Genomic DNA, 12934 nt, shown 5'->3' on the forward strand with positions numbered 1-12934 from the left:
ATGTCCGCGATCTATCACTTCCAGACCGTCAAGAACATCATCCACGGCCCCGGTAGCCTGGAGCAGTTGGGCGACAAGCTGTATCTGCTGGATACCCCGCTCAAGCAGGTGGTGCTGGTCACCCAGCAAGCCATGCACCGCCTCGGTGTCACCGCGAAGATCAAAGAGCAGTTCGCCAGGCGCGACATCACCGTGCATATAATCGATAACGTCGAAATCGAGCCGACCCTGGAAAATATCGAACGGGTCTTTCACGAGCAGGTCGCCCCCTTTGCACCGGACGCGTTGATCGCCGTGGGCGGCGGCAGCGTGCTCGATGCCGCCAAGCTGTTCGCCGTGATGCTGACCAACGACACTCCGCTCAAGGAGCTGCTCGGGATCGATAAAGTCGGTAACCCCGGCAAGCCGATGGTGCTGATCCCGACCACCTCGGGCACCGGCTCCGAAGTCACGCCCAACGCCATCGTCACCCTGCCCGACGAAGAGTTGAAGATCGGTGTCGTCAGCCGTCACCTGCTGCCGACCCTGGTGATCCTCGACCCCTTGCTGACCCTGAGCCTGCCCAAGGCAATCACGGCCGCTACCGGCATGGATGCATTTACCCATTCGCTGGAATCGTTCATTTCCACCAAGGCCAATCCCATCAGCGACACCTTTGCCCTGGAGTCCATGCGTCTGATCGCCGGCAGCATCGTCGAGGCCTATCAACAGCCCGACTCGGTGCGGGCCCGTGGCGATATGCTGCTGGGTTCGATGTATGGCGGCCTGGCACTGACCGGAGCCGGCACCGCCGCCGTGCATGCCCTGGCCTATCCGCTGGGCGGCAAGTTCCATGTCACCCATGGCGTCGCCAATGCGATGCTGCTGCCCCATGTCATGGCCTTCAACCTGGATAGCTGCGCCGGCCGCCTCAAGCGTGCCGCCTGTGTCTGTGGCGTGGCCCTGGAAAGCGATAGCGACGAAGCGGCCGCCGGCAAACTGATCGAACAGATCAGCGAGTGGACAGCGATCCTGAACATCCCGCAGAACCTGCGCGAATTCGGCGTGGCCGAAGAGCATCTGGCCGACATGGCGGTGGCCGCGTCGAAAGTGACGCGCTTGATGGCCAACAATCCCAAAGTCCTCAGCCTCGACGATATCCAGCAGCTTTATCGCTGCCTGCTGCCATGAGCCTCCCCCTCGTGCCGCGCCTGCTGATCATTGCCGATGACCTCTCCGGGGCAGCTGACTGCGCCGCCGATTTCGCCAGGCGCATGGTCACTCAGGTGATTCTCAGCCACGTCGGGCTGGAGGTCGGTGCGTCGCTGAACACGGAGGTGATCGCCCTCGACCTCGACTCTCGACGCCTCGGTGCGCAAGCCGCCGCCGCGGCCCATCGCGATGTGTTGGCGATGGCGCAGGTGGGCAAGTTGCCGCTGTACAAAAAGATCGACTCCACACTGCGCGGCAATGTGGCGAGCGAAGTGGCCGCGTTGCAAGCCCTTCGCGGCATGGCCTTGGTGGCGCCGGCCTTTCCGCTGATGGGCAGGACCACCGTGGGCGGGGTTCAACACCTCGATGGCGTCCCCGTCGATCAAACCGATGTCTGGCGCAATGAGCGCCTCGCGGGCACGGCCAATCTGCTGGAGCGGTTGAAGGCGCAAGGTCTGCGCTGTGCGGCGCTGTCTCTCGATGCCGTACGTGACACGGAGCGATTGCCGGCAGACCTGCTCAGGCATCTGGCCGACGGTGTACAGGCACTGGTGTGTGATGCGCAAACCGAGACGGACCTGGCGAATATCGCCCAGGCATCGGCGACGCTGCATACGCGGTTGTTCTGGGTCGGCTCCGCCGGGCTGGCCCGACACCTGCCGCAGGCGTTGGGATTTCCGCCTGTATCACCTCGGTTGGATGCGCCGATCAACGGACCGGTGTTGACCGTGGTGGGCAGTATGTCCCGACACTCCCAGGCGCAAGCCAACTACCTGGCTGAACACAGCGATCAACTGCGCGTGCGCCTTGCCCCCACCACCTTGTGCGCGGGACCGGCGACGGCCGAATGGCAGTCCATCGCCGCCACAATCGAGACGGCCCAGCAACAGGGTCGGCATGTACTGGTCAGCCTGCAACAGGAGCAACGCGATCCCGGCCAGGCCGCGCAGTTGAGTACGGCCCTGGCCCAATTGCTCCAGCCCGCCCTGCTCCGCTCGGGCGCGCTGATCGCCACCGGCGGCGAAACCGCCCGCGCCATGCTCGGGGCCGCCGGCATCCAGCGCCTGGACCTTCAGGGTGACCTGGCCCCCGGTGTGGTCTTCTCCCGCGCCCGCTGGCGTGGGCGTGAGCTGGCCGTCGTCACCAAAGCTGGCGGCTTCGGCCAGCCGAGCAGCCTTTTCGATGCCTGGCGGCAACTGACCGCCACGCCGCACCCCTAACAAAGGAAGAGCACTATGTCTGAGCGTCCCGTTATCGGCATCACCATGGGCGATGCCACCGGCGTCGGTCCGGAAATCATCATGAAATGCCTGGCCCACGCCGCGCTATACGAAACCTGCCGGCCGCTGGTGATCGGCGATGCCGCCCGACTGGCCGACGCCAACCGCATTGTCGGTGGCAACCTGCAAGTGAACAGCATTGAATGCCCGGCTCAGGCACGCTTTCAACACGGCATCGTCGATTGCATCGACCTGGGGCTGATCCCCGCCGATCTGCCCTACGGCAAGCTGTCGGCTATCGCCGGCGATGCCGCCTTCCGCTACATTGAGCGCACGGTGCAACTGACCGAAGCCGGTGAACTGGACGCCATTTGCACCGCGCCGCTGAACAAGGAAGCGTTGCATGCGGGCGGCCATATTTTCCCCGGCCACACCGAGATGCTGGCGCACCTGACCGGCATCGAAGAGGTTTCGATGATGCTGATGACGCCGACGCTGCGGGTGATTCATGTCACCACCCATATGGGCATTATCGATGCCATCGCCAAGATCGAGCCCGGCTTGGTGAAACGCACGATTGAGCGCGCCCGCGAGACCCTCGTGCGCGCCGGCATCGAAGACCCACTGATCGCGATCTGTGGCATCAACCCCCATGCCGGGGAGAACGGCTTGTTCGGTTACGGCGAGGAAGCCACCAAGATTCAGCCCGCCATCGACGAACTGCATGCACGGGGCTGGCGTGTGGAAGGACCGCTGCCGGCGGACACCCTGTTCTTCCGCGCCGGACGCGGTGATTTCGATGCGGTGGTCGCGATGTATCACGACCAGGGCCATGGCCCGGTAAAAGTCATGGGCCTCGAAGCCGGGGTGAATGTCACCGTTGGCCTGCCGGTGATCCGCACCTCCGTCGACCATGGCACCGCCTTCGACATTGCCGGCAAGGGGATCGCCGACGAACGCAGCCTGACCGAGGCGATGCGCCAGGCCGTGGAGCTGGCCGCCCACAAGCGCAGCAGTACGGCGGCCTGATTACCCGCGAACGCCTGAGTCAGCAAAACCTATAAAAACAATATGAGGACATCACCATGAAAATCGTCTGCACCTCGCCGTCTTTTGCCAAGTATTCGACAGCCCCCCTGACACTACTAGGCGAGCAGGCCATCGAATGCATCAACCTGCCGGCCGATATCGGCGAAGACGAGTTCATTGCCCAGGCCAAAGGCGCACAGGCGGCAATCGTCGCCTTCAACAACATCAACGCCCGCGTGCTCGATGCGCTGCCCGAGCTGCGTATCGTCTGCAAACACGGCGTCGGCGTGGATAACATCGACCTGCCCGCCGCCCGTGAACGCAAGGTGTGGGTCTGCAATGTGCCGGACTCCAATAAGCATGCGGTGGCCGATTACACCTTTGCCCTGCTGCTGGCCTCGGCCCGAAAGATCGCGCTGGCCGATCAGCAGACCAAAGCCGGCGAATGGCCGCGCTTGTTCGGCGCCGATGTCCACGGCAAGACCCTGGGCATCATCGGCCTGGGCAATATCGGCAAGGAAGTCGCGCGGCGCGCAGCGGGCTTCTCGATGCAGGTGATCGCCCATGACCCCTACCCGGACCTGGCCTTTGCCGAGGCCAACGGTATTCGTCTGCTGGCCTTGGATGCGCTGTTGGCCGAGGCCGATTACGTCACGCTGCATATCGGCCTGAACGACGCGACCCACCATCTTATCGGTGCCGAACGCCTGGCCTTGATGCAGCCGCACGCTCACCTGATCAATGCCGCACGGGGCGGCATTATCGATGAACACGCCTTGTTTACCGCGCTGCAAAACGGTCGACTCGGCGGTGCCGCGCTGGACGTTTTCGAAGAGGAACCGGCCACCCGTCACCCGCTCTATGCTCTGCCAAACGTGATTGCCTCACCGCATATCGCCGGCTACACGCCGGGGGCACTGGACATCCTGAGCCTGACTTGCGTGCGCAACATTGTCGCGGTGCTGAAGGCCAATGCACGCCCCGAACACGTGGTGAACGGCCTCTAGCTCGCCCGCGCCCCAGACTTCAAGCCACTCAATAGGTAGGCCAACCGGCCTGCCGTGGGCGCGATCACGCTTTTGCCGAACACCCCCGAACACCGAACCCGGAGTTGCAACCATGCATAACAATAATAAGGCTTCCTCGGTACGTTGGCTGATCGCCGGATTGATGTGGACCGCCATTGCGGTCAATTACATCGACCGTGTCGTGCTGTCCGCCGCCGCCCCTATCATCAGCAAAGAGTTCGCCCTGAATACCGCGGAAATGGGCCTGATCATGTCGGCGTTTTTCTGGTCCTACGCCCTGCTGCAGTTGCCGGCCGGTTGGTTGGCCGACCGTTTCGGCCAGAAACTCACCCTCGGCGGCGCGGTGTTGTGGTGGTCGGTGGCCACCGCCATGACCGGCCTGGCAAGCGGCTTCAATTCCTTGTTCGCGCTGCGGGTCGGCCTGGGCGTGGGCGAAGCGGCGGCCTATCCGAGTAACGCCGGGATCGCCTCGCGCTGGTTTCCGGACAAAGAGCGCGCCACTGTCGCAGGCATCTTCGACAGCGGCTCGAAATTCGGCGGCGCGATCGCCATGCCTTTGATCGTCTGGCTGATCGCCCTGGTCGGCTGGAAGATGACGTTTGTCCTGAGCGGCTCCATCGGCATCGTCTGGGCACTGGTCTGGTTTGCTTTTTACAAAAACGATCCCGAACAGCACAGCGGGGTCAACGCGGCAGAGCTGAAGTACATCCGCGAAGGCCAGCGACGCAAGGAAGGCACCGGCGACAAGCCAACCATGCGCTGGTACGACCTGCTGCGCTACCGCAACGTCTGGGCCATGTGCCTGGGGTTTTTCTTCATCAATTACAACTCGTACTTCTTTATCACCTGGCTGCCTACCTATCTGGTGAAAGAACGTGGCATGGACCTGATCTCCATGGGCTTCGTTGCGGCGCTGCCGTTGCTGATCGCCATGCTGGTGGAAATCTTTGCCGGCTGGCTGTCCGACCGTATCTACCGCCAAGGGCGCTGGTCATTGACACGGATTCGCAAGACGTTCCTGGTGGTCGGCCTGTTGATGGCCTCCTGCATCGGTTTCGCGGCATTCGCCGAGTCGTCCTGGCTGGCCATTGTCCTGCTGTGCATTGCCAAATCCGGCACCACGGTCGCGGCCACTCAAGTCTGGGCCCTGCCCGGCGATGTGGCGCCACGGGGCATGACCTCGATGCTGGCCGGCCTGCAGAACACCGTGTCGAATATGGGCGGCGTGGTCGGTCCGATCATCACCGGGTTTATCGTCGCCGCCACGGGCTCATTCATTCCTGCCCTGTTGTTTTCCGCCGGATTGATTGTCGTGGCCATTGTCAATTATCTGTTTCTGCTGGGTGATGTCGAACCGATCCAGGAGCAGTCGCAAACCCCGAGCACACAACCCGCCTGAACCGTTGACCGATAAAACGCTCGAACACTCAGGGCGTTTTACCCGCTGACTTCCCCGGGCGACCTTTTACTACCTCGTTGAAAAACCGTATAAAGGCGCTCGGGCCAGATCTCCAGGACATCCATGAAAGTTGCCACACGCCGCCAAGCCATTCTCAATCTCGTGCTGTCAGGCACTGCGAACGTCGAGGAGTTGTGCCTGCATTTCGGCGTCTCCGAAGCCACGATGCGCCGGGACCTCACCGCCTTGGCGGAAGAAGGCCTGATCTTGCGCACCTATGGCGGAGCCGCCCATGTCGGCCTGCGTGAGCCGGAGACCTCCGTCGAAGAACGGCGCTCTCAACACAGCCAGGAAAAGCTCGCCATCGCCCGTGCGGCGCTGGCCCATGTGCGGGACAACGACACCCTGTTGCTCGATGGCGGCACCACGACCTGCGCCTTGGCGGAGCTATTGGTGGCGCGGCGCGGTCTGCATGTGATCACCAACAATATCCTCGCACTGCCGGCCTTGGCTCGGCTCCCGGAGGCCAAGATTACTTTGCTCGGTGGCGAACTGCGGGCCTCCAGCATGTCGACCTTCGGTGCCGCCGCGCAGGCAACCCTGGAACACTTGAGTGCCGACAAGATCTTTCTCAGCGCCGATGGCGTTGTGGCCGAGTTGGGGCTCTGCGAAGCCAGTGCCGATCAGGCTTACCTCAAAACCAATATGATCGGGCGCGCGGCCCAGACCTTCGTGCTGGCCGACGCGACAAAACTGGGGCGCGCACTCCAGCAACATTGGTCGCCCCTGAAAGGGCCGTGGACGCTGATTACCGACTCGCTGGCGGATGAATCGCTGCTGGCGTCGTTCCGGGTCAACAAACTGATCAGCATTGAAATAGCCAACGACTGACTGTTTCTACAACAAGGCTGTCGCCGACGCATTAAGCTCAGAACGAGGCGGATCCACTCATGGCCGGCTGAGGTTGTCCGCTATCGCACTCATCACCATCCCGCCCACGTCCGCATAGTGCTCCGTCTCACCCGCCATGACCCATTGCGCGAACGCCTCGCACGGCAGCGGGATCGAGAACAAATAGCCTTGCCCAACCTCATAACCCTGGGCCATGAGGATGTCGCGCTGGGCGGCGTGTTCAATGCCTTCGGCCACCACGTGCAAGCCAAGCCCCTTGCCGATCCCAATAACCGACTCGCTCAGGGCGCGACAGGAGGCGTCGCGTTCCAGGTCATCGACGAAGCTCTTGTCCAGTTTCAACTCACTGATCGGCAGGCGCCGCAAATACCCCAAGCTGGAGTAACCGGTGCCAAAGTCATCAATAGCCAGGCGTACCCCCAAGGCGTGCAAATCGCGGATGGTTTGCTCGGTGCCTGCGCTATTGGACAACAAGACACCCTCGGTCACCTCCACGCACAGGTCGCTGGGCTGTAAGCCACAATATTGCAATTGCCGGGCAATCATCTCCGCCAGATTACGATTGTGGAAGTTGATCGGCGATAGGTTGATCGATAAGGAGGGAACCCCCAAACCTTGTCGACGCCAGCGCGCCAATTGCTCGCAAGCCTGCTGCAGCACCCATTGGCTGAGCGCATTGATCAGCCCGCACTCCTCGGCCAGAGGAATGAATCGACAAGGCGCAATATGGCCGAGCGTCGGATGCACCCAGCGCGCCAGCACTTCGGCCCCCACCAGACGGTCGGTGCGTAGATCGATCTGCGGCTGATACACCAGATGCAGTCCATCACCGGCCAGGGCCTTACGCAAGTCCGTCTCCAGCATCAAGCGCTCCTGGGCGGTCTTGTTCATCTCCTCGAGAAAAAAACTGAAGCTGCCGCGTTCGACGCGCTTGGCCTGGTACATGGCGATATCGGCACAATGCAGCAGGCTTTCCATATCCTGCCCGTCCCTCGGGAACATACTGATGCCAATGCTGGCCGACAACACCACGGAAGTCCCGGCAACGGTTGCCGGAACACTCAGGGTCATCATCAGCCGTTCAAGAAAGAACGTGACCTGGGTGGCACTCATTCGCGGCAGCACCAGCACGAACTCATCCCCAGACAAACGCCCGACAATGTCCGACTCCTTTAGCACGCTGCGCAACCGTTGCCCCATGGCTTGCAGCAGCTCATCCCCGGAGGCGTGCCCCAGGGCATCGTTGATCTGCTTGAAACGATCCAGGTCGACAAACAATACCGCCAGTTCGCTCTGTTCTTCAGCGACTTCAAGCAGGATCCGCTCGGCCTGGGCCATGAGGAAATTGCGATTGGGCAGACCGGTCAAGGCATCATAAAAGGCCATTCGGAGAATGGACTGCCGGGCCTCTTCCCGCTCCAGCGCCAACAGGCACAGGTGGATCCCCGCCGACACCAGATGCATATGGAGCGGGTCAGGTCCACGACACTCCCTGAAGTAGAGCGCAAATGTCGCCGCGACCCGTCCCGCGCCGTTGTGTACCGGAACCGACCAGCAGGCCTGAAAACCCGACTGTTGTGCCAGGTCCTTGTATTCAGCCCAGAGCGGATCGTGAAAAATGTCCGTCACCATGACCGGCTCACCCCGGTAGGCTGCCGTGCCGCAGGAGCCATTGGAGGGGCCGGCTGACAGCCCCTCGAGAGCCCTGGAGTAATCCGTCGGCAAGCCCGGGCTGGCCAAGGGGTGCAATATGCCTTCCTTGTCCACACTGAGGATCGACACCGCGACCTCGGGGGCGATGTGTTCAATTTCCTGGCACAGCAAGGTCAACACGCTCTCCAGCGACGCCTCTTTCAGCAGCGCGCCAATGATTTTGTCCTGCAACACCTCATGCAGCTTGGTCCGGGTAATGTCGGTCAACACAATCACGCTGTTTTCGACCTTGCCCTGAGCCGCAAACACCGGCGTCGAGGAAACATGCAGCCACAGCCGTTGGCCATTACGCTTGCTGATCAGCGCGCTGCTCTCATTCGATTGACCCGCGAGGAGTCTTTCCAGCCGCTGCTGCGCATACGCTTTGGCTCGAGTATCCGGGGCAAAGAACATAAGCGGTGACTGTCCGATCACCTCTTCACGGGAATAGCCCAGCAATCGAACAAAGCCGTCGTTGACATAAATGAGGTGCCCATCAGTGTCGACGATACAGGTGGCCGAACGGGTGGCATTGACCGACATCGAAAGCAAGCGGTGCTCGATGTCCTTCAAGCGCGCCTGGGTGATGTCCTTGAGAAAGGCGGCGTAAAGAATACGACCCTGCAAGGTGATTTTCGAGATGGACATCGAGCCCCAACGCTCTTCACCATCCTTGCGCACAATACGTAAATCCCGACTGCTCCCAACAATTTTGTTGACCCCCGTTTCCCGGTTGGCGCCAATAAAACCGTCATGCTGGGCGTAAATAGCCTGGGGAACCAGCGTATTGACGTTGTGGCCAAGCACCTCGCTTCGCCGGCATCCCCAAAGTTGCTCGGCCGCCCCATTGAAGAACACCACACAGTTGTGATCATCAATGACCACCACGGCATCAATAGCCTGCTCCAGTGTCTGCACGAAAAAAGGCTCCGCTTCTTCGCCACTGATCAACCCGACGCTAGAGTCCATTTTTTTTACCACTGTATGCCTGCAATCACCGTCCTACGGCCCTTGAGAGCACGTGAGGTACCAGAAACGTGACCCTGTCCTTACAACCGAGTGTGTGGTTCTCTCACCCCAAGCACCTCGTGTCAGGTAATGCGATGAAAACAAACTAAACGGACACAAGCCGTTCTCGCTATGTCAGTTTAACGGCTTCGTGTGCTTACGCTGTAAAAACGCCCGAGCTTTTTTGCAAAAGAACAGGGAAAGCCTCCAGACAAGGAAGCGTAGGCCATCATCACGTTGTTTGACGATCAGGTGTCAGCGTACTGCCCTCAGTTCACCTGAATGATCGCGTGCTCTAGCGTGATCATAGGGAGCGGATCAGAAAATCGACAGGACTCAAGCCAGATTCTGGTGGCGACCACGTTGAAATGCTGATTTTCAACCTGCATCGCTTCAAGCAAGCACTTCGCCACCCGATAAAGTCCGCACTCGGGACAGTGATACTCTTCCCACACACCTATCGAACAGGAATAGGCCTGCTGGTCTCCGCAAACCAGGCACGCTGAATGGTGCAGGTTGGCAGACATATCAGAGGCGCCTGTGAAGCTGTACCACGCGGTCCTGGCCGACTTTCAACTCAGACCTGAGTGCCTCGACGAAGCGGGAAATCCCATGGCCACCCTTGAGCTCGTCGCGAGGCAGGCCCTGCAAAATGAGTTCCAATCTACTGTTGTAAGGATCGTAAATTCTGAGCGTCAACAACCCCTCGCCTTCCTCAGTACAACAGCACACGAGGGGCAGGCAGCTGTTTTCTATGAGGCGGCGAATCTCTAGAACAGAAATCATGGCTGAGTCTCGACAGCAACAGGTTGTCCCAGAGGGGCCCTATTCAGAAACTCATACAATATAGTACCAACTTGAACCTTTTTACGACCTGAGCACACGCAACCCGTCGCTTCGTCGTTGCAGAAACTTGCACCGAGCTCAAGTCGGTGATGATCCGCTACTGATGGCGCTTGGAGTGCGGCCCGTGCCCCGGGCCGCAACGGCGCGTGCGTCAGTGCACCAGCAGACTCGCCTCAGGCTTGATTGCGAAGACTTTGCTCGGCAGCAACAGCCAGGCCAATGCCGGCAGCAGGATCAAGGCACCGAGCATGTTCACCAGGAACATGAAGGCCAGCAGGATGCCCATGTCAGCCTGGAACTTGATCGGCGAGAAGGCCCAGGTCGACACCGCCACCGCCAGGGTCATACCGGTCAGCAGCACCACCTTGCCGGTGAACAGCAGCGCCTGGTAATAAGCCTGGGCCAGGCTGTCACCGGCGCGCATCCGCGCCAGGATCACGCTCAAGACATAGAGCGCATAGTCGATGCCGATACCCACGCCGAGGGCGATCACCGGCAGTGTCGCCACTTTCACCCCCATTCCCAGCGCGACCATCAGCGCCTCGCATAGAATCGAGGTGAGCATCAGCGGCAGCATCGCACAGAGGGTAGCCCGCCAGCTGCGGAAGGTCAGCAGGCACAACAGGCCTACCGCGCCATACACCCAGAACAACATCTCGTGCATGGATTTTTTCACCACGATATTGGTCGCGGCTTCGATACCGGCGCTGCCGGCGGCCAACATGAACTTGACCTCCGGTACCGGGTGTTCGCCGATAAACTGCTCGCTGGCCGCCACTACCCGACTCAAGGTATCGGCCTTGTGATCGGCCAGGTACACGTACAGCGAGAGCATCGAACAGCCCTGGTTGAACAGTTCCCGCGGAGCCCGGGTCTGCACCGCCCCCAGCGCGCCGTCATTGGGGATCAGCTCATACCATTTGAAGTTACCTTCGTTGTAACCGACCGTGGCGATCTTGCTCAACGCCGCCATCGAGGTGGTCGACTCCACGCCGGGCAGTTGCTCCAGCCGCCAGGCCAGTTCGTCCACCGCAGCCAGACTGGCGTAGCGCGTGCACTGATCTTCCGGAGTCTTGATCATGACCACGAAGATATCCGAACTGGCGGCATAGTTGCCGGTCATGAACTGCGCGTCACGGTTGTAGCGCGAATCGACCCGCAACTCCGGGGCGCCGGGATCGAGATCGCCGATTTTCAGCTGCAGGCTCACGGCAAAACCGCCCGCCGCCAGCAACAGGCCACCGAGCATGGCGCCAATGGCCCAGCGCCGCTTCGTGAACAAGTCGAGAAAACGCCACAGCGGATGTTTGATGCGCGCCTGCAGCTCGGCGGCTTCCGAGCTCAGGCTACGTTGCGCTGCCGCCGGGCTGACACCAACATAGCTGAGCAGAATCGGCAGCAGGATCAGGTTGGTGAAGATCAGCACCGCCACGCCGAGGCAGGCGGTGATCGCCAGGTCCTGGATCACCCGGATATTGATCAGCAGCAACACCGCGAACCCCACCGCATCGCAGAGCAGCGCGGTCATGCCGGCGGCGAACAGGCGGCGGAAGGTGTAACGCGCGGCGACCACCCGGTGGGTGCCGCGACCGACATCCTGCATGATGCCGTTCATCTTCTGTGCGCCATGGCTCATACCGATGGCGAACACCAGAAACGGCACCAGCGCCGAGTAGGGGTCCAGCTCGTAACCGAGGATGGCCAGCAAGCCCAGTTGCCAGAGCACCGCCACCAACGAACAGGTCACCACCAGCAGGGTGCTGCGCGCGCAACGGGTGTAGCCATAGAGCACCACCACGGTTACCAGCACCGCCACCACGAAGAACAGCAGGACCTGGGTCAACCCCTCGATCAGGTCGCCGGCGATTTTGGTGAAGCCGGTGATGTGGATTCGCAGGTCATCGGTCTGGTACTTGTGACGCAGGGCTTCCAGTTGCCGGGAAAACTCGCCGTAGTCCAGGGCCTTGCCGGTCTGTGGGCTGATTTCGAGCAAGGGCACGAAGATCACACTGGACTTGAAGTTGCCAGCCACCAACTGCCCGACCTCACCGGAGCGGCCGACATTGGTGCGCACCTGTTCGATACTGGCCGCCGAACCGTCATAGTCATCGGGGATCACGGTACCGCCATCGAGGCCCTCCTCCGTCACGGCGGTCCAGCGCGTGGTCGGGGTCCATAGCGATTTCATGTACGGGCGGTCCACGCCCGGCAGCAAATAGAGTTCGTCGTTGAGCTTGGCCAGCGTGTCGAGGTAGTCCTTGGTGAAGATGCTGCCCTGCCTGACCTCCACGGCAATCCGCAACGAGTTGCCCAGGCCGCTCAGCTCGCTGCGATTGTTCAGGAAGTTGGCGACATAGGGATGGCCGCTGGGAATGGTTTTCTCATAGCTGGCGTTGATGCCGATGCGTGTCGCCTGCCAGCCAAGCACCAGGGTCACCAGCAGGCACAGCAGGATCACCAGCGGTCGATGGTTGAAGATCGCCCGTTCGGCGAAATTCCCCGAAGCCTGGTCGAAGTCCTCCAGGCGGCCAATCACGGTTTGGGTTTTGTCGTCTTTCAAGTCTGACTCCTGTTGCACGGGCCATGGCCCGCTAGCGCTACACCGTGAA

General features: G+C 61.1%; 10 protein-coding genes. 6 read left to right on the plus strand and 4 right to left on the minus strand.

Annotated elements, in window-relative coordinates; translation table 11 throughout:
* From AC07VG_RS01955 to AC07VG_RS01980, 6 genes are all read left to right on the plus strand, one after another.
* Complete coding sequence (locus AC07VG_RS01955) at positions 1–1170, plus strand: iron-containing alcohol dehydrogenase (protein ID WP_495000442.1); 1170 nt, start codon at positions 1–3, stop codon at positions 1168–1170.
* A complete protein-coding gene (locus tag AC07VG_RS01960; RefSeq protein ID WP_495000441.1) occupies positions 1167–2411 on the plus strand; it encodes a four-carbon acid sugar kinase family protein in 1245 nt (414 codons plus the stop codon). Before AC07VG_RS01955 ends, AC07VG_RS01960 begins: the two co-directional genes overlap by 4 nt.
* A 15-nt stretch (positions 2412–2426) precedes the next feature.
* A complete protein-coding gene (pdxA, locus tag AC07VG_RS01965; protein ID WP_495020363.1) occupies positions 2427–3440 on the plus strand; it encodes a 4-hydroxythreonine-4-phosphate dehydrogenase PdxA in 1014 nt (337 codons plus the stop codon).
* A gap of 56 nt (positions 3441–3496) precedes the next feature.
* Positions 3497–4447 carry a phosphoglycerate dehydrogenase gene (locus AC07VG_RS01970; RefSeq protein ID WP_495000439.1) on the plus strand — a complete coding sequence of 317 codons (951 nt, stop codon included), beginning with the start codon at positions 3497–3499 and terminating at the stop codon, positions 4445–4447.
* Positions 4448–4559: 112 nt separating this feature from the next.
* Positions 4560–5867: an MFS transporter gene (locus tag AC07VG_RS01975; RefSeq protein WP_495000438.1), complete on the plus strand. Its 1308-nt coding sequence runs from the start codon at positions 4560–4562 to the stop codon at positions 5865–5867.
* A 123-nt stretch (positions 5868–5990) separates the two neighbouring features.
* Entirely contained in the window at positions 5991–6758 is a 768-nt protein-coding gene (locus tag AC07VG_RS01980; RefSeq protein ID WP_495000437.1) for a DeoR/GlpR family DNA-binding transcription regulator, read from the plus strand.
* A 57-nt stretch (positions 6759–6815) separates the two neighbouring features.
* On the opposite strand, the gene AC07VG_RS01985 is transcribed toward AC07VG_RS01980, so the two are convergent.
* The 4 genes from AC07VG_RS01985 to AC07VG_RS02000 form a co-directional block, all read right to left on the minus strand.
* The gene (locus tag AC07VG_RS01985) at positions 6816–9440 is read right to left on the minus strand and encodes an EAL domain-containing protein (protein ID WP_495000436.1); all 2625 of its coding nucleotides are present in this window, start codon (positions 9438–9440) and stop codon (positions 6816–6818) included.
* Between the two features lie 308 nt (positions 9441–9748).
* Positions 9749–10006 (minus strand): hypothetical protein, encoded by a 258-nt coding sequence (locus AC07VG_RS01990; RefSeq protein WP_495000435.1) that lies wholly within the window; start codon positions 10004–10006, stop codon positions 9749–9751.
* A 1-nt stretch (position 10007) separates the two neighbouring features.
* Positions 10008–10265: a DUF1652 domain-containing protein gene (locus AC07VG_RS01995; protein WP_495000434.1), complete on the minus strand. Its 258-nt coding sequence runs from the start codon at positions 10263–10265 to the stop codon at positions 10008–10010.
* Positions 10266–10476: 211 nt separating this feature from the next.
* Entirely contained in the window at positions 10477–12885 is a 2409-nt protein-coding gene (locus tag AC07VG_RS02000) for an efflux RND transporter permease subunit (RefSeq protein ID WP_495000433.1), read from the minus strand.
* Positions 12886–12934: the final 49 nt, after the last annotated feature.

The organism is Pseudomonas sp. GW821-FHT03C07 (genome assembly GCF_059420925.1).

What these genes read in the sequence shown, in the direction of transcription:
- AC07VG_RS01960 (WP_495000441.1), top strand. Translation starts at nt 1,167, where the DNA reads ATGAGCCTCCCCCTCGTGCCGCGCCTGCTGATCATTGCCGATGACCTC.
- AC07VG_RS01970 (WP_495000439.1), top strand. Translation starts at nt 3,497, where the DNA reads ATGAAAATCGTCTGCACCTCGCCGTCTTTTGCCAAGTATTCGACAGCC.
- AC07VG_RS01980 (WP_495000437.1), top strand. Translation starts at nt 5,991, where the DNA reads ATGAAAGTTGCCACACGCCGCCAAGCCATTCTCAATCTCGTGCTGTCA.
- AC07VG_RS01955 (WP_495000442.1), top strand. Translation starts at nt 1, where the DNA reads ATGTCCGCGATCTATCACTTCCAGACCGTCAAGAACATCATCCACGGC.
- AC07VG_RS01990 (WP_495000435.1), bottom strand. Translation starts at nt 10,006, where the DNA reads ATGTCTGCCAACCTGCACCATTCAGCGTGCCTGGTTTGCGGAGACCAG.
- AC07VG_RS01975 (WP_495000438.1), top strand. Translation starts at nt 4,560, where the DNA reads ATGCATAACAATAATAAGGCTTCCTCGGTACGTTGGCTGATCGCCGGA.
- AC07VG_RS01985 (WP_495000436.1), bottom strand. Translation starts at nt 9,440, where the DNA reads ATGGACTCTAGCGTCGGGTTGATCAGTGGCGAAGAAGCGGAGCCTTTT.
- AC07VG_RS01995 (WP_495000434.1), bottom strand. Translation starts at nt 10,265, where the DNA reads ATGATTTCTGTTCTAGAGATTCGCCGCCTCATAGAAAACAGCTGCCTG.
- pdxA (WP_495020363.1), top strand. Translation starts at nt 2,427, where the DNA reads ATGTCTGAGCGTCCCGTTATCGGCATCACCATGGGCGATGCCACCGGC.